This window comes from Nonomuraea sp. NPDC049152, from assembly GCF_040648355.1.
In the GTDB taxonomy this organism is placed as follows: domain Bacteria; phylum Actinomycetota; class Actinomycetes; order Streptosporangiales; family Streptosporangiaceae; genus Nonomuraea.
This window is the reverse complement of sequence record NZ_JBEZDO010000003.1, coordinates 48,078-64,239: the sequence shown is the minus strand read 5'-3', so window position 1 is coordinate 64,239 and position 16,162 is coordinate 48,078. Positions and strand designations below refer to the sequence as shown.

Annotated in this window: 17 protein-coding genes; 5 read left to right on the top strand and 12 right to left on the bottom strand. The window is 71.0% G+C overall.

The annotated features are described in order from the left end of the window. Positions 1–40: 40 nt before the first annotated feature. The 4 genes from coaD to AB0B45_RS06790 all read right to left on the bottom strand — a co-directional run bounded on the left by coaD (position 41) and on the right by AB0B45_RS06790 (position 5,194). Positions 41–517 carry a pantetheine-phosphate adenylyltransferase gene (gene coaD / locus AB0B45_RS06805; protein ID WP_358126470.1) on the bottom strand — a complete coding sequence of 159 codons (477 nt, stop codon included), beginning with the start codon at positions 515–517 and terminating at the stop codon, positions 41–43. Positions 518–531: 14 nt separating this feature from the next. Continuing rightward, positions 532–1,104 (bottom strand): 16S rRNA (guanine(966)-N(2))-methyltransferase RsmD, encoded by a 573-nt coding sequence (gene rsmD / locus AB0B45_RS06800; RefSeq protein ID WP_358126466.1) that lies wholly within the window; start codon positions 1,102–1,104, stop codon positions 532–534. Between the two features lie 324 nt (positions 1,105–1,428). After that, a complete protein-coding gene (gene recG / locus AB0B45_RS06795; RefSeq protein WP_358126464.1) occupies positions 1,429–3,603 on the bottom strand; it encodes an ATP-dependent DNA helicase RecG in 2,175 nt (724 codons plus the stop codon). A 34-nt stretch (positions 3,604–3,637) separates the two neighbouring features. Further along, positions 3,638–5,194, bottom strand: a complete 1,557-nt coding sequence (locus AB0B45_RS06790) for a DAK2 domain-containing protein (protein WP_358126461.1) — start codon at positions 5,192–5,194, stop codon at positions 3,638–3,640. Between the two features lie 193 nt (positions 5,195–5,387). Between AB0B45_RS06790 and rpmB the strand changes: the two genes are divergently transcribed. Continuing rightward, complete coding sequence (gene rpmB, locus AB0B45_RS06785) at positions 5,388–5,573, top strand: 50S ribosomal protein L28 (protein WP_354909561.1); 186 nt, start codon at positions 5,388–5,390, stop codon at positions 5,571–5,573. 202 nt (positions 5,574–5,775) lie between these two features. After that, on the top strand, positions 5,776–5,925 hold the full coding sequence (locus tag AB0B45_RS06780) for a hypothetical protein (RefSeq protein ID WP_358126457.1): 150 nt from the start codon (positions 5,776–5,778) through the stop codon (positions 5,923–5,925). A gap of 54 nt (positions 5,926–5,979) precedes the next feature. On the opposite strand, the gene thiD is transcribed toward AB0B45_RS06780, so the two are convergent. The 3 genes from thiD to AB0B45_RS06765 form a co-directional block, all read right to left on the bottom strand. Then, positions 5,980–6,768 carry a bifunctional hydroxymethylpyrimidine kinase/phosphomethylpyrimidine kinase gene (thiD, locus tag AB0B45_RS06775; protein ID WP_358126454.1) on the bottom strand — a complete coding sequence of 263 codons (789 nt, stop codon included), beginning with the start codon at positions 6,766–6,768 and terminating at the stop codon, positions 5,980–5,982. Positions 6,769–6,785: 17 nt separating this feature from the next. Further along, a complete protein-coding gene (locus AB0B45_RS06770) occupies positions 6,786–8,375 on the bottom strand; it encodes a hypothetical protein (RefSeq protein ID WP_358126451.1) in 1,590 nt (529 codons plus the stop codon). Between the two features lie 230 nt (positions 8,376–8,605). After that, entirely contained in the window at positions 8,606–9,574 is a 969-nt protein-coding gene (locus tag AB0B45_RS06765) for a thiamine-phosphate kinase (RefSeq protein WP_358126448.1), read from the bottom strand. A 122-nt stretch (positions 9,575–9,696) separates the two neighbouring features. Between AB0B45_RS06765 and AB0B45_RS06760 the strand changes: the two genes are divergently transcribed. Both AB0B45_RS06760 and AB0B45_RS06755 read left to right on the top strand, forming a co-directional pair. Further along, on the top strand, positions 9,697–9,930 hold the full coding sequence (locus tag AB0B45_RS06760; protein ID WP_358126445.1) for an Lrp/AsnC ligand binding domain-containing protein: 234 nt from the start codon (positions 9,697–9,699) through the stop codon (positions 9,928–9,930). Continuing rightward, complete coding sequence (locus tag AB0B45_RS06755) at positions 9,927–10,349, top strand: DUF3515 family protein (protein ID WP_358126442.1); 423 nt, start codon at positions 9,927–9,929, stop codon at positions 10,347–10,349. Before AB0B45_RS06760 ends, AB0B45_RS06755 begins: the two co-directional genes overlap by 4 nt. 65 nt (positions 10,350–10,414) lie before the next feature. Here AB0B45_RS06755 and AB0B45_RS06750 read toward each other — a convergent pair whose 3' ends face one another. Genes AB0B45_RS06750 through AB0B45_RS06735 form a run of 4 tightly spaced genes read right to left on the bottom strand, consistent with a single transcriptional unit; the run spans position 10,415 to position 14,185 of the window. Beyond that, positions 10,415–11,509, bottom strand: coding sequence for a D-alanine--D-alanine ligase family protein (locus tag AB0B45_RS06750; protein WP_358126440.1), 1,095 nt, complete (start codon positions 11,507–11,509; stop codon positions 10,415–10,417). 11 nt (positions 11,510–11,520) lie between these two features. Then, entirely contained in the window at positions 11,521–12,462 is a 942-nt protein-coding gene (locus tag AB0B45_RS06745; RefSeq protein WP_358126437.1) for a PLP-dependent transferase, read from the bottom strand. Beyond that, on the bottom strand, positions 12,459–13,469 hold the full coding sequence (locus AB0B45_RS06740) for an NAD(P)H-dependent glycerol-3-phosphate dehydrogenase (protein ID WP_358126434.1): 1,011 nt from the start codon (positions 13,467–13,469) through the stop codon (positions 12,459–12,461). Before AB0B45_RS06740 ends, AB0B45_RS06745 begins: the two co-directional genes overlap by 4 nt. A 5-nt stretch (positions 13,470–13,474) precedes the next feature. Next, positions 13,475–14,185: a lysophospholipid acyltransferase family protein gene (locus tag AB0B45_RS06735; RefSeq protein ID WP_358126431.1), complete on the bottom strand. Its 711-nt coding sequence runs from the start codon at positions 14,183–14,185 to the stop codon at positions 13,475–13,477. Between the two features lie 80 nt (positions 14,186–14,265). On the opposite strand from AB0B45_RS06735, the gene cofC reads away from it, so the two are divergent. Continuing rightward, positions 14,266–14,904: a 2-phospho-L-lactate guanylyltransferase gene (gene cofC / locus AB0B45_RS06730; protein ID WP_358126428.1), complete on the top strand. Its 639-nt coding sequence runs from the start codon at positions 14,266–14,268 to the stop codon at positions 14,902–14,904. Here cofC and AB0B45_RS06725 read toward each other — a convergent pair. Then, positions 14,876–16,108, bottom strand: a complete 1,233-nt coding sequence (locus AB0B45_RS06725; RefSeq protein WP_358126426.1) for an MFS transporter — start codon at positions 16,106–16,108, stop codon at positions 14,876–14,878. The genes cofC and AB0B45_RS06725 overlap by 29 nt on opposite strands. Between the last annotated feature and the right edge of the window lie 54 nt (positions 16,109–16,162).

The following is a 16,162-nucleotide window of genomic DNA, read 5'->3' as shown; positions in this document are numbered from 1 at the left end:
CCGTCGTACAAGGCCAGATAGCAACGATACCAGGCACCGGTCAGCCCCTGAGCCGTTCGATCAAGAGCTTGTGCACGAGATCCGGGACAAGTCCTGACACATCGCCGCCGTAGCGGGCGATCTCCTTCACCCGGGACGACGACAGGAACGAGTATTCCGGATTCGTCGGCATGAAGAGCGTCTCGACACCGGACAGCCGGTAGTTGAGCTGCGCCATCTGCAACTCGTAGTCGAAGTCGCTGACCACGCGGATGCCCTTGACGATCGCGGGGATGTCGTTCTGGCGGCAGAAGTCCACGAGCAGCCCGTGGAACTTCTCGACCCTGACGTTGGGGTACTCCCTGGTCACCGTCTGGAGGATGTCGATGCGCTCCTCCACGGTGAACAGGCTCTTCTTCTCGACATTGATCAGAACGGCGACCGTCACCTCGTCGTACAGCCGGGCGGCCCGGCCGATGATGTCGAGGTGTCCGTTGGTGATGGGGTCGAACGACCCCGGGCACACTACGCGGCGCACATCGCCTCCCACGTTTACGGGTTCCCGGCGGCGCGACCGTACCAAACGGCCGCTTCGCCGTAACGACGGACCCTCTCCTCTTCGTAGCCCGGGGGCCACACCAGGTCCTTCCCCCTGCTCTCGCGTTCCACCGCGACGAGAGCGCCGGGCGCGAGCCACCCGTTGTCGCGCAGCGACTCCAGGACCCTCGTGACCTCCTCGTCGGTGACCGCGTAGGGCGGATCGGCGAACACGATGTCGTACGGCTCGCCCCCCTCGCCCGGCTTGGCCAGCAGCCGCTCCACCCGGTCGGCCACCACCCGCGCCGCGGCGAAACCCAGATCCCTGACGTTGGCCTTGATCGTCCTGGCCGCCCGTGCGTCCGCCTCGACCAGCAGCGCGTGGGCCGCGCCCCTCGACAGCGCCTCGAGCCCGACCGCCCCCGAACCCGCGTACAGGTCGATCACCCGCGCGCCCTCGATGCCGTGCAGCGAGTCGAGGGTAGAGAAAATCCCTTCTCTCGCCCTGTCGCTGGTAGGCCGCGTCGTCCGGCCCGGCGGCACCGCCAATCGCCTGCCACCCGCGCTTCCCGCGATGATCCGCGTCATGCCGCCCATTCTTCCGCATGTCCACGCAGGTCAAGAGTGGACAAGTGTCGGCCTCGTTCACGCAAGGGTCGTAGCCACGCCCCCCGGTGCCCAGCATGATGATGACTGCGACCTTCGAGGTGACCCACATGAAGGTCGACCGGCGTGATCGTGAGCCCTTCCGCACGCCGGTTCCCTCGGCACCTGACCCGAGGGTGGGCCCAGCCGGGGACGGCATTCGGGGGGAGGCCGTCCCCGGCGCTGGGCGTGTTGTGAAGGGCATCTTGTACCGCAAGCCGGGCTCAGGCCACTCTGGTCACCGGTGACCGTCCATAGCCGGCCTGATCAGGCCTTCTCCAGGTAGTCGGCCTTCTCGTCGCCCAAGAGGCGGTCGATCTCGGCGCGCAGCCCCTCGTGCGAGGACAGCGAGGGATCGGCCGCCAGCAGCGCCGCCGCCTCCTCCCTGGCCGACACGATCGCCTCCTCGTCCCTGAGCAGCTGCAGCATCTTCAGCGACGACCGCTTGCCCGACTGCGCCGCGCCCAGCACGTCACCCTCCCGCCGCTGCTCCAGGTCGACGCGCGACAGCTCGAAGCCGTCGAGCGTCGAGGCCACCGCGTCGAGGCGCTCCCGCGCGGGCGTGCCCGCCGCGAACTCGGTCACGAGCAGGCACAGCCCCGGCAGCCCGCCTCGCCCGACCCGCCCCCTGAGCTGGTGGAGCTGCGAGACCCCGAACCTGTCGGCGTCCATGATGATCATCACGGAGGAGTTGGGCACGTCGACGCCCACCTCGATCACCGTCGTCGCCACCAGCACGTCGACCTCGCCGCGCGAGAAGGCCCGCATGATCGCGTCCTTCTCCTCGGGCGGGAGCTTGCCGTGCAGCACCTCGACACGCAGCCCGTGCAGCGGCCCCGAGGCGAGCATCTCGGCCACCTCCAGCACCGCGAGCGGCGGCCTCTTGTCGTCGTCGGAGGCGGTCAGGTCGCCCTCGTCACCCTCCAGATCGCCGATGCGCGGGCACACGATGTAGGCCTGGCGGCCGAGGCCCACCTCCTCACGCACCCGCTCCCACGTGCGCTCCAGGTAGTGGGGCTTCTCGGCGGCGGGAACGACGTGGGAGGTGATCGGGGCGCGACCGGACGGCAGCTGCGAGAGCGTCGAGACCTCCAGGTCGCCGAAGACGGTCATGGCGACCGTGCGCGGGATCGGGGTGGCGGTCATGACCAGCACGTGGGGCCGGCCGCCCGCGACCTTCTCGCGCAGCGCGTCGCGCTGTTCGACGCCGAACCTGTGCTGCTCGTCGACGACGACCAGGCCGAGGTCGGCGAACTGCACGTGCTCCTGGAGCAGCGCGTGGGTGCCGACGACGATGCCGGCCGTGCCCGAGGCGGCGTCGAGGAGGGCGGCGCGGCGCGCGGCCGCGCCCATGGAGCCGGTCAGCAGCCCCACGGCGGTGCCGCCGAACATGCCGCCCGCGGCCAGGTCGCCCAGCATCGCGGTGATCGAGCGGTGGTGCTGCTGGGCCAGCACCTCGGTGGGCGCGAGCAGCACCGCCTGGCCGCCCGCGTCGACGACCTGCAGCATCGCGCGCAGCGCCACCACCGTCTTGCCCGCGCCGACCTCGCCCTGCAGCAGCCGGTGCATGGGGTGCTCCCTGGCGAGGTCGGCGGAGATCTCCTCGCCGACCGCCGCCTGCCCCTCCGTCAGCGAGAACGGCAGCCGCTCGTCGAAGGCCGCGAGCAGGCCGCCCGCCACAGGCGGTCGGGCCTTGGCCGGCCACGCGACCGCCGCCTGCCTGCGCTGGAGCAGGACGGACTGCAGCACGAACGCCTCGTCGAACTTCAGCCGCTTCTGGGCCCGCACCACGTCGCCGAAGTCCTTCGGCCGGTGGATCGCCATCAGCGCGTCGTCGAGATCGGGCAGCTTGTGCCTGCGGCGCAGCTCCAGCGGCAGCGGGTCGTCGAGCGGGCCGAGCGTGTCGAGGATCACCCCCACCGCCCTGCGGATCGCCCACGGGGTGACGTCCTTGCCCGCGGGATAGATCGGCACTGGCGCGGTCGCGAACTCCTCCGCGCTCTCCTCGCCCTCGTCCTCGAACAACTCGAACTCCGGATGGCTGAGCTGCCATCGAGGGGTGCCGCGGGCGCCGAACAGGCCCACCTTGCCGGCGAACATGCCGCGCCGCCCCGTCTTCAGCCGCGACTCGGCCACGTGGGAGCCCTTGCCGAAGAACGACAGGTAGATCTTCTTGCCGGTGCCGTCGACGACCTCGACCTCGAGCCAGGTGCCACCCCTGTTGCGCATGGGCTTGCGCATCAGCCGCGTGACCTCGCCGACCACCGTGACGTGCTCGTCGACCTCCAGGGCGTCGAGCGAGGTGAGCTCGCCCCGCTCGGCGTAGCGGCGTGGGTAGTGGCGCAGCAGGTCGCCGACCGTCTCCAGCTCCAGGACGCTCTGCAGCAGCTTGGCGGTCTTGGGATCGAGCGCCTTGGACAGCGGCTCGTCGAATCGACTCACGTCAACCAGTTCTACCGCCTGCGACCGACAGGATTCACTCGACACCGATGAGGAGTGGGTATCCGCCCTGTTCTCCCCTGTAGACGACGACCTCCACGTCGGGTCTGGCCCGCGCGAGGAACTCCTCCACCGCCTGCGCGAGCCGTTCGGGGGCGCCGGTTCCTGTGACCAGCGTGACCAGCTCGCCGCCGCCCGCCACCATCCTGTCGACGATCAGCACGGCGACCTCGGGCAGCGTGGCGCCGATGACGGCCACGTCGCCGTCGATCATGCCGAGCACGTCGCCAGGCCTGCACAGGCCGGCGCTGGTGAGCACCTGCCGGTCGGCGACCGTCAGGTGGCCGTAGCGGGTGTGGCCCGCCGCGTCCGTCATGGCCACCACGTCGTCGTCGAAGCGGCGCAGCGGGTCGTGGACGGCCAGCGCCGCGAGACCCTGCACGGTCGCCTTGGTCGGCAGCACGCTCACGACCACGCCGTCCTCACGCGCGACCTCCGCCGCCGCGACGGCGACCGCGCGGACGCCCTCGTCGTTCGGCAGGACCGCCACCTCGCTGCCCGACTCGCGGATCGCCGCCAGCATCGCGGGCAGGGACGGGCTCGACCCTGGCTCCCGCCGTACGACGACGGCCCCTGACTCCTCGAACAGCGCCGCGATCCCCTCGCCCGCGGCCACCGCCACCACTCCCCTGCCGCCGGCCGCCCTGTGCGTACGGCCCGGCGCGGCCAGGTAGGTGACCCTGATCCGGTGCGGCCTGCCCACGCGCAACGCCGCCTCGATCGCCTGGCCCGCCTCGTCGACGTGCACGTGCACGTTCCAGAGCCCGTCGCCGCCGACCACCACCAGCGAGTCGCCGAGCGCGTCGAGCTCGGCGCGCAGCTTGCCCACCGCCTCGTCGTCGGCGTCGAGCAGGTACATCACCTCGTAGCCCGCCCCCGACTCGGTCATCGGCGTCACCCGCTGGGTCGGCGCGGGCACGTCGTAGCGCTGGGTGTAGGAGTCGGTGACGACCGCGGCGAGCGCCTCCATGATGATCGCCACGCCCGCGCCGCCCGCGTCGACCACCCCGCTGCGGGCCAGTACCTCCAGCTGGCCAGGGGTACGGCGCAGCGCCGCCCTCGCCTCCGCCACCGCCCCGCGCGCGGTCGCGTCGAGATCGCCTTCGCCGACGCCCGCGGCGACCGCCTCGAGCACGCTCAGCACGGTCCCCTCCACCGGCCTGGCCACCGCGGCCCTGGCCAGCCGCGCCGCCTTCGCGAGCCCCTCACGCAGATCGGCGGCGGTGCCCCGGCGCTCCTTCAGCACCTCGGCCATGCCCCTCAGCGCCTGGCTGACGATCACGCCCGAGTTGCCCCTCGCGCCGACCAGCGCGCCGTACGCCAGGGTCTGCCACACCACGGCCGGCCCCACGTCCTCCGGCAGCGCCTCGACCGCCTCGGCCGCCGAGATCATGGTGAGGTGCAGGTTGGTTCCCGTGTCGCCGTCGGCCACGGGGAAGACGTTGAGCGCGTCGATGTCCGCCCTCGCCGTTCCCAGCGCGTCGGCGGCCAGCCTGATCCAGCGGCGTACCGCGGGCGGGTCGAGAACCTCCATGTGTGCTCCCTCGCGGCCCCGATGCGCTAGCGTTTCCTGCGGAGAATATCCCCAACATCCACTTGCTGCCGCGCGAGTTCGCGGTCAGGGGTGCGGATCGGATATCCTCGTCTGGCTGGCCGGTTGTCCCCGGCATGCCCTCCGCCCGAAACACCAAGCGGATTGGGCTTATCGACTGAAAAGGAGCGATACCGTGGCTTCCGTCTGCGATGTCTGCCGCAAGGGCCCGACCTTTGGTAACAACGTGTCCCACTCCCACCGTCGCACCCGTCGTCGTTGGAACCCCAACATCCAGACGGTTCGCGCGGTCGTGGGTGGCACGCCGAAGAAGCTGAACGTGTGCACCTCGTGCATCAAGGCCGGCAAGGTCGCCCGCTAGTCTTCACGACTTTCCGAAAGCCCGGCGCTCGATCGAGCGCCGGGCTTTCGGCGTTCCCTGGATCATCCCGCGAAGGGCGCCGGGCGATTGGCTACGTTGATCCGTATGACCGAGCCTGCCTACCTCACCGCCCTCCGGGCGTCCTACGTACGACACGGTCGCCGTCGACTACGCGGAGCTCTACGGGAACGTACTCGCCTCCATGCCGTTGACCCGCGCGATGCTGGGGGCGTTCGCCGAACTCGTACGATCCTCCGGAGACGGGCCGGTCGTCGCCGCGCGGCTGCTGGAGGAGCCCGGCGAGGGGCAGAAGCGGCAGTACGCCTGCCTCCTGGCCCGCAAGAGCGGCTGAGCCGAGAGAGGCGGTGCCGGCTCGGAGGGCGTTCGGGACGAGTGTCCTGAGAGGCTAGGAGCGCCACATCCACGCGTGGTCGACGGGGCCGATGCCGTCGCCCAGGGGGAAGCCGCGGCCGATCGCGCCCGTGACGTACTCCTTGGCCTTGCCGACCGCTGTCGGCACGTCGTCGCCGAACGCGAGGCGGGAGGCGATGGCGGAGGCGAGCGTGCAGCCCGTGCCGTGGGTGTGCCTGTTGTCGAGGCGCCGCGCGGTGAAACGGTACTCGTCGGTGCCGTCGGTCAGCAGGTCGACGGGCTCGCCTGGCAGGTGCCCGCCCTTGATGAGCGCCCACGTAGGGCCGAGGGCGAGGATGGAGTCGGCGGCGCGGCGCAGACCGCTCTCGTCCTCCACCTTGACCGAGGTGAGCTGCTCGACCTCCCACAGGTTCGGCGTGACCACGGTGGCGATCGGCAGCAGCCGCGTCTTGAGCGTGTCGATCGCCTCGGGGACGAGCAGCGAGTCACCGTGCTTGGAGACGCCGACGGGGTCGACGACGACGGGCGCCCCCGCCGCGGCGAGCGCCTCCGAGACCGTCTCGACCAGGACCGGCGAGGCCAGCATGCCTGTCTTGATCGCCTGCGCGCCGATGTCGCTGAGCACCGAGTCGAGCTGGGCGCGCACCGCCTCGGGCGGCAGCTCCCAGTACCCCTGGACGCCCATCGAGTTCTGGGCCGTCACGGCGGCGATGACGCTCATGCCGTGGACGCCGAGCGCCAGCATCGTCTTCAGGTCCGCCTGGATGCCGGCGCCGCCGCCGGAGTCGGATCCGGCGACGGTGAGTACGCGAGGAGGGGTCATGCCGTCCATCCAACCACTCAGCCGACCGTGCACTCCCCGCCCACCAGGCCGCAGGATTCGGGGGCGTCGGGGGTGCCGACCGCGGTGAAGGTGACCTGCACGGACTCCCCCGCCGCCAGCGTGGTGCCGGGCTGGATGACCAGCAGCCCTCCGTCCTGCATCCACTGGGCGCCGGGCACGGCGGAGACGGTGCCGACCACGGGGACGCTGAGGGTCCAGTCGGTCAGCGCCCGGGCCGAGTCGTTCACGACCTGCAGTTCGGCGGTGTAGCCGGCCAGGCGCTGCCTGACGACGTCGAACCTGACGTTCACCGCCGCGCCGCCGCTCCGGGTCGAGCTCGACTGGGAGTCGGAGCCCGAGCCCGAGCCGCCACCGGAGGTGGAGCTGGTGACGGGTCCAGGGCTGTCGGTGACGCCCGGCTGACCGGTGGCGTCCGCCTCCTTCATGTTGGACGGGTCGACCGACGGCGTGGGATCCCCTGTGGGCTCGCCGTCCTCCACGACCGGAGGCGTGGTGCGCTTGGGCGTCGGCCGCGGCGTGCTGGTACGGCGGGGCTCGCGCTCGGCGGTGGTGGTCGTCGGGCGAGGCCTGGAGACCGCCCTGGTGGCCGAAGGCTCCTGAGTCGGCTCTTCTTCCGTCGGCTCCGCGACGGCGCCGTCGTCCGTGACCGGCTCGCTCTCCTCGGCGCTGGGGTCGGGCTCGGCGATGTCGGAGGTGGACGGGGCGGGCTTGCTGGCCGACACCGAGTTGCCGCTGGGCTTCTCGCCGGAGGAGCTGACCATCCGCACGCCGACGACGGTGCCGCCGAGCACGATGGCGACGGCCGCGACCGACAGCAGAGCGATCTTGCTGCGTCCGCCCTGCCCCGTCTCGCGGGTCTCCGCGGCGGGACGGCGCCTGCCGCGCCGTCTGCGCGACGACTTGTCCTCGGGTTCGTCTTCCCAGTCGGGCTTGTCGTCCCATCCGCCTGCGCCGAGGAAGGCCGTCTCGTTGGGCTCGGGGGCCTCTTCCCACGCGGCGATGGGCTGCCTGGGCGGGCCGGTGGCCACGAGGCGGTCGTTGGGCGAGCTGTGGGCGGCCGTCGCGTCCATGGCGGGCCCTGCGGCCTCGTCGAAGCCCTGCCCGCCGTACGGGGTCCCGCCGGGGGCGGGCTCACCGAACCCTGGCCCGCCGAATGCGGCGTCGCCGAGGCCGGGATCACCGAAACCGGAGCCGCCGTGGCCCTGGTCGCGGAAGCCGTGGTCGCGGAAGCCGTGGTCGCCGAACCCTGCGTCACCGAACCCTGGACCGCTCTGGCCCTGGTCTCCGAACCCGGGGCCGTCGAAGCCTCGGTCGTCGAAGCTTCGGTGATCGGGGCCTCGCTGATCGAAGCCTCGGTGGTCGGAGCCTCGGTCGTCGAAAGGCGAAGGACCGCCGGCCGAAGGGCCGCCCCCGAAGGCGGACACGGGGGCGCCGAAAGCCTCATGAGCCGACATGGGCCCCGTGGCGGGACTGCCGGGGGCGTCGGGATGCTGCGGCGGCATGGCCCACTCCCCCGTCGAGGGGCCCGGCTGGAACTGCTGGTCGATCTGGTCGGGCGGCGCGGGCCAGCCTGCCTGATCCGCCACAGGCGCCATGAAGGCCCCCGTGGTTATGGGGTCGTCGAAGGAGCGAAAGTCCGCCTCCCGGGGGTCTTCCGAGTCGCGTCCCCCCTGGTTCCACGCGTTCTCTGGTTCGCCGGTGCCGTGGCGGGCCATGTCTGCCCTTCCTGCCGGATACATGGGCCGCCCATCTTAATAACATCTTTAATACGCGTTTGTCACAACTTTCCCGGGGGTATCTTCTCGGAACGGCTCTTTCACGCTCTGAAGTGGTCCCATCCGCCGGTCTCCGTCGCGCGCCCGCTGACCTGGACCTTCGCCCCGTCGATCACGTGCCCGACGACCGTCCAATGGGGCGGTAGCCGTACCTCTGAAGGGAAAATCGCGGCCAGTGCGTGATCTTCGCCACCCGTGAGAATCCAGTCGAGCGGATCGGCTCCGAGCTCCTTCGCGGCGGCCGCCACGGGCTCGGCGACGGGGAAGGCGCCTGGATCGAGAGAGATTCCCACCCCACTCGCCTCGGCCACGTGCCCGAGGTCCTGGAGAAGCCCGTCGCTGACGTCCAGCATCGCCGTGGCACCCAGCCGCACCGCCTCGGGCCCTTGCCCGTACGGCGGCCGCGGCCGCCTGTGCCCCTCGACGGCCTCCAGAAGCGGCCCGCCGGTGGGAGCGATCCCGGCACTCAGCAGAGCGAGCCCCGCGGCCGCGTAGCCCAAGCGCCCGGCGTAGGCGACCACCTGTCCGGGACGCGCTCCCGCACGGGTCACGGGCGCCTGCCCCGCGAGATCGCCGAGGGCGGTCACGCCGATCACCACCAGTTCAGAGCGAGCGATGTCACCACCGGCCACACTGGCCCCGACCAGTGCGCACTCGTCCCTGAACCCGTCGGCGAGCCCGTCGACCCACTCCACGGGAACGTCACCCGGCATGCCGAGTCCCACCACGAGCGTGGTCGGAATCGCCCCCATCGCGGCGACATCGGAAAGATTCTGTGCTGCGGCCTTCCTGCCTACGTCATACGCGCTGGACCAATCGCGGCGAAAGTGCCTACCCTCGATCAACAAGTCTGTTGTCACTACGACCCGCCCATCGGGCGCCTTCACCACCGCGGCGTCGTCACCGGGACCGAGCAGCACGCTCTCGCCCTGTGGCAAGCGCCGCGCAATGCGCGCTACAACTCCGAACTCGCCGAGATCTCCGACTGTGATGACGCACCTCCAGCTCATGAGAGACATGCCCGCCAAACCGCCAGCCACCGTATGGCATGGACACAACCCACATTTCTCATGAGGTGGCGCACAGGGTACGGTGGCCCTTCGGCGCTGATCCAATCGCCCGGGAGGACGTAATGGTGCAGGCGTACATCCTTATCCAGACCGAGGTCGGCAAGGCCGCCGCGGTGGCCCGTGCGATCGCCGGCATCACCGGGGTCACCCAGGCCGAGGACGTGACGGGGCCCTACGACGTGATCGTGCGCGCCGAGGCCCGCAACGTGGACGAGCTCGGCAAGCTGGTCGTCGCCCAGATCCAGGCGGTCGAAGGCATAACGCGTACGCTGACGTGCCCTATCGTCCACATATGAAGCGAGGCGTTGCCGTCCTGGCGCTGCTCCTGATCGCCGGGTGCGGCGGCGCCGTACAGGTCGAACCGCCCGCCCCCGAAGGGGAGGCGGTGGCGGCGTGCACGAAGCTCTCGGGCCTGTTGCCGCAGAAGGTCGACGGCGCGGGTCGCGTGGCGTCCACGCCTGAGTCGCCGTACGTCGCGGTGTGGGGGTCAGGGGAGATCGCGCTGCGGTGCGGGGTGCCGCGCCCGGCCAGGATGTCGGCCACCGACCAGCTGGCGGAGCTCGACGGGGTCGGATGGTTCGCCGATCCCACGGCGCCGACCCTGTTCACGGCGGTGACCGACACGGCCTACGTCGAGGTGACGATCGCGAAGACGCACGAGGCGACCAATGTGCTGATCGACCTGGCTGAGCCGATCAAGAAGGCCACCGGCTGACGTTCTCCGCGGCCCTCCCATCTCACAAGCGGGAACAAGAGACCGCGGGGACGCGCCCGTACGGCTCAGCGGAGGCCGGCGCGCCGGTTGAGGGCGAGTTGGATGAGGCGCTCCACCAGCTGGGCGTAGGTGAGCCCGGTCGCCGCCCACAGCTGGGGCGCCACCGACAGCGACGTGAACCCCGGCATGGTGTTGATCTCGTTGAGGACCAGCCGCCCGTCGGCCGTGTAGAAGAAGTCGACCCTCGACAGCCCCTCGCACCCCAGCGCCTCGAAGGCCCGCACCGCCATCGCGCGCAGTTCCTCGGTCTTGTCGGCAGGGATGTCCGCGGGCACGGCCAGCGACATCTGGTCCGGGTAGTACTTCGCCTCGAAGTCGAAGAACTCCTGGCCGCCCTCCACGAGCACCTCGCCGGGCACGGAGGCGGCAGGCGGCTCGTCGCCGAGCGACTCCAGCACCGCGCACTCGATCTCGCGCCCCACGATCGCCGCCTCGACCAGCACCTTCGGGTCGTGCGCCCGGGCGTGCTCGATGGCCGTCTCCAGCGACGCCAGGTCGTGCGCCTTGGAGATGCCCTGGCTCGACCCCGCGCGGGCCGGCTTGACGAACACGGGCCAGCCGAGCTCCTCGACCTCCTTGACCACGCGGTCCTTGTCGAGCCGCCAGTCGCGTTCGCGCACCACCACGTAGCGGCCGATGGGCAACCCAGCGGAGGCCAGGATGGTCTTCATGTAGGCCTTGTCCATGCCGACCGCGCTGGCGAGCACGCCTGAGCCGACGTAACGCACGCCCGCCATCTCCAGCAGCCCCTGGATCGTGCCGTCCTCGGCGAAGGGGCCGTGCATCACGGGGAAGACCACGTCGACGGAGCCCAGCTCGACGGGGATGCTGCCCTGCTCGTAGGCGACCAGCGTGGCCTCGCCCGAGGGCAGGGCGAGCTCGGCGCCCGAGGTGTCGACGATGGGCAGCTTGCCGTCCTCGATCGCGAACCGCTGGTCGCTCGCGGCGAGCACCCACCGGCCGTCCTGGGCGATCCCGATGGGGATCACTTCGTACCTGGACCTGTCGATCACTTCGAGAACGCTGCCCGCCCCCATGAGGGAGACGGCGTGCTCAGAGTTGCGACCACCGAAAACGACCGCGACGCGTGGCTTGCTCATGTCGCCCGAATCTACCCTGCTTGGGAGTCAAGGGCTCGTGTCACGTCCGCTACGAGATCTTCGACGTCTTCGAGCCCGATCGTGAAGAGGACGGCGGTGCCCCGTCTGACGGCCGTGGTGCTGTTGCCGATCAGCCGCAGCGATTTGACGAGGTCGTCGGCGTCTCCGCGTGGCGTGATGCTCACGCGCGAGCCGAACCTCGTGCCCTCGGGGCCCGAGTCGAACAGCTGGCGCGCCAGGTGGTGTCCCGGGTGGTGGGGCAGGCCGGGATAGCCGACGGCGACGACGGCGGGATGCTTGGCCACGGCGGCGACGAACTCCATGGCGGTCGCGCACCTGCGCCTGATCCGGAGCGTCAGCGTCTCCAGCGCGCCGAGCAGCGCGGGCTCGTCGGCGCGGGAGAGCGGGGCGCCGAGGTCGTCGGTGAGCCTGTGCATGAGGTCGTGCCGGCCGACGACGACACCCCCCTCGCGGTCGCCGAGGAGCGTGCCGGTCGAGTGGAGGACCAGGTCGGCGCCGTGTTCGAGCGGGCGGCAGACGATCGGCGTGGCGAGTGTGGAGTCGACGACGAGCATCGCCCCCGTCTCCCTGGCCAGGCGGTACAGCCCGCGCAGGTCGGCCACGGCGGTGTCCGACAGCGTCTCGACATAGATGATCTTCGTGTTGCCGCGGACCGCCTGCCGTACGGAGGACAGGTTTCCTGTGTCGACGAAGTCGGCGCTCACCCCGAACCTGCCGAGCACGTTGGCGATCACGCCGGCGCCCGGAGCGGGGGCGATCACGTGCGTGCCGCCGCGCAGGAAGGTCAGCAGGACGGCGGCCAGGGCGGCGTCGCCTGAGGCGAAGGCCTTGCCCGCCACGTTCTCTGGTGCGGCCGCGCCCTCCAGGGCGGCCACGGCCGCGGCGTACCCGCCCTCGGCGGGGGCGCGGACGCACCGGGTGTTCTCTCTCACACGCCGTATCTCTCCGGCTTGGGGGTGCGCGACATGAGCAGCACCCCTGCTTCCTCGGGGGTCATGCCGTCGTGGACGACGCCCACCACCACCTCGGTGATCGGCATCTCCACGTCGTGCTTCCTGGCCAGCTCAAGCACCGACTCGCAGGACTTGACGCCCTCGGCCGTCTGCTTGGTGACCGCGACGACCTCGGCGAGCGTCATGCCCTTGCCGAGGTTCTCGCCGAAGGTGCGGTTGCGCGACAACGGCGAGGTACAGGTGGCGACCAGGTCGCCCATGCCGGCCAGGCCCGCGAACGTGTGCGGGTCGGCGCCGAGCGCCGCGCCGAGGCGGGAGATCTCGGCGAGGCCGCGGGTCATCAGCATGGCGCCGACGTTGTCGCCCATGCCCATGCCCGCCGCCACCCCCACCGCCAGCGCGATCACGTTCTTGACCGCGCCGCCGAGCTCCACGCCGACGACATCGGGGTTGGTGTAGGGGCGGAACCACGGCGGCACGTGGCAGGCCTCCTGCAGGCGTTCGAGGGTCCGCTCGTCCGGGCAGGCCACGACGGTCGCCGCGGGCTGGCCCCTGATGATCTCGCCGACCAGGTTGGGACCCGACACGACCGCGACCCGCTCCTGCGGCACCTCGGCCACCTCGCAGATGACCTCGCTCATCCGCTTGGTCGTGCCGAGCTCGATGCCCTTCATCAGGCTGACCAGCACGGCCTCGCCCGGCAGGTGCGGCTTCCACAGGGTGAGGTTCTCCCTGAGCGTCTGCGAGGGGACGCCGAGGACCACGAAGTCCGCGCCGTCGAGCGCCTTCGCGGGGTCGGTCGTCGCGCGCAGCGTCTCGGGCAGCAGGACGCCCGGCAGGTAGTCGGGGTTCTCGTGGCGGCGGTCGATCGCCTCGACGATCTCGGCGCGGCGGCCCCACAGCGTGGTGCGTACCCCGGCCCGCGCCAGGATCATGGCGAACGTGGTGCCCCACGAACCGGTGCCGAACACGGCGGCCTTGGTCATCCGCTTCACCGCCTCGCCGGGTCGTAAGGGGTCTCCGGGGCTTTCTCTCCCCTGATTTCGGCGAGCTGAACGGTGATCGCCGCCATGATGTCGGCGGTCGCCTCACGCAGCACCGGCCCTCGCAACGGCTGCCCCTCGTATTTCGACAGGTCGACGGGTGGGCCGACCCTCACGGTGAACGTCTTGCGAGGAAAGAGTCTCGGCTTCTTTTCTCCGTAGGGCAACAGTTCGTGCGCACCCCAGTGCGCCACGGGGATCACCGTCGCGCCCGTCAGCAGCGCCAGCCGGGCCGCGCCGGTCTTGCCGACCATCGGCCACAGACCGGGATCTCGCGTGACCGTGCCCTCGGGATAGAACAGGATCACGCCGCCGTCGCGCAGCCGCTGCTCGGAGATCTCCAGCGACCTGGCCGCCTCGTTGGTGCCCCTGTCCACGGGGATCGCCAGCAGCGAGCGCACCGCCACCCCCAGCAGCGGCACCCTGAACAGGGCCGCCTTGGCGAGAATGATCGGCCAGCGGCCGTTGTTGTAGAGGAAGTGCGACAGCAGGACAGGATCGGTCCATGACAGATGGTTGGTCGCGATGATGATGCCGCCGGTCTTGGGGATCAGCTCGCCCCTGCGCCAGTCCTTCTTGACAAGCAGCCACGAGAGCGGCTTCACGATCATGACGGCGAAGGTCTCCCAGAAGCGCGATGGTCGGCCGGGGCGGCTCATGAACTCCTCCAAGAGAGACGACTTGCGCCCCAAGTCTCCCGGTTGGCCGCGCGGGATGTCGAGACGAGATGCTTAAGCCTATGAGCATCCGCTGGTCACTGGTCATCCCGGTGAAGACGCTGGTCGCGGCCAAGACCCGGCTGGCCGCGGCGACGGGACCGCACAGGACCGCGCTGGCGGTCGCGGTGGCCGGTGACACACTCTCCGCGGCACTGGCGAGTGCGCCCGTGGCCCGGGTCATCGTGGTCACGGCCGACCCCGCGGCCGCGGGACCCCTGGCCGCGCTGGGTGCCGTGGTCGTCCCCGATCCTGACCGCGGCCTCAACACCGCGCTGCGCGCGGGCGCCGCCCACGCCGTACGGCTGGCGCCGGGCGACGCGATCGGCGCGCTCCAGGCCGACCTGCCCGCGCTGCGCGCCGGCGAGCTGGCCACGGTGCTGGAGGCCGCGACCGAGTTCGACCAGTCGTTCGTGCCTGACGCGCTCGACGTCGGCACCACCTTCTACGGCGTACGGCCAGGCCTGCCGTTCACCCCGCGCTTCGGTGGCGAGTCGAGAGCCAAGCATCTGGCCGGCGGCGCCAAGGAGCTGACCCTGGAGGGGATCGAGTCGGTCAGGCGAGACGTGGACACCCCCGACGACCTACGGGCGGCCATCGCGCTGGGCCTCGGCCCCCGCACCGCCGAGGTGGTCAGGCTGCTTCGACTCTCAGACGTCTGATCCACGGCGACACGATGATCGGCAGGTGGGCCGCGGCCGTGCCCAGGCAGGCCACCCAGAGGAGCTGCCCCACGCTCACCTGCTCGGCGAGCAGGCCGCCGAGGACGCCGCCGATCGGCATCGCGCTCCACATGAGGAAGCGCATGCTGGCGTTCATCCTGCCGCGCAGGTGGTCGGGGGTCACGGCCTGGCGGTAGCTGCCCTGAGCGACGTTGAAGACGACCGCGGCGACCATCAGCAGGGCCAGCCCGAGCGGGTAGAGCAGCACGCGCCACCCCTCGGCGGTGAACCCGCCGATCAGCGGGAACAGCCCGGCCAGGAGCGCGCCGCCGTACATGGCGCCGCCGTTGCCGTACCTGTCGACGATCTTCGGGGCGATCGCGCCGCCCACCACGCCGCCCACGCCCATGGCCGAGACGATCAGGCCGTACACGCCCGCGCCAAGCCCGAGCTCCCGGACCAGGAAGAGCGGCTGGACGATGGACCAGAGGCCGTTGGTGAGCATGTTCAGCGCGCCCACCATGGCGACGCGGCGCAGCACCGGGTGCCCGAGCACGTACCTCAGCCCTTCGGCGACCTCCGCCTTGAGACTCCCGCGCTCCTCCTGGGCTGCCGGGGTCTCCTCCGCCCTGATCGTCGACAGGATCAGCGCCGAACAGGCGTAGGAGATCGCGTCGGCCAACAGGGCGAACGGCGCCGTGAGCACCTGGACCAGCCATCCGCCGAGCCCGGGGCCCGCCAGCCACGCGCCGCTGCGCAGCGTCTCGAGCGTGCCGATCCCCCTGGACAGGTCGTCCTTGCGCACGATCGACGGCACGAAGCTCATGTGGGCGACGTCGAAGAAGACGGTTCCGACCCCGACGACCAGCGCGACGACGTACAGCTGGACGAGCGACAGCACGCCCGCGAAGGCCGCCAGCGGGACGCTGAGCAGTGCCAGCGCCCGTACGGCGTCCGCCGCGACCAGGATCGGGCGGCGGCGCATGCGGTCGGCCCACACCCCCGCGGGCAGGCCGATGACCAGGAAGGCCGCCATCTCCGCCGCGGTGAGCAGGCCGAGCTGGAACGGGCCCGCGTTCAGCACGAGCAGGGCGGTCAGCGGCAGCGCCACCAGTGTCACCTGGGTGCCGAACTGACTGAGGAAGTCGGCGCCTACCAGGCGCTGGAAGGCGGAGTTACGCCAGACGCTTTGCTCTACGGGCACGAATCGTGATCCTCACCGGATCCCTTCGCGAGGGTCAAACCATTTACGCTGGGC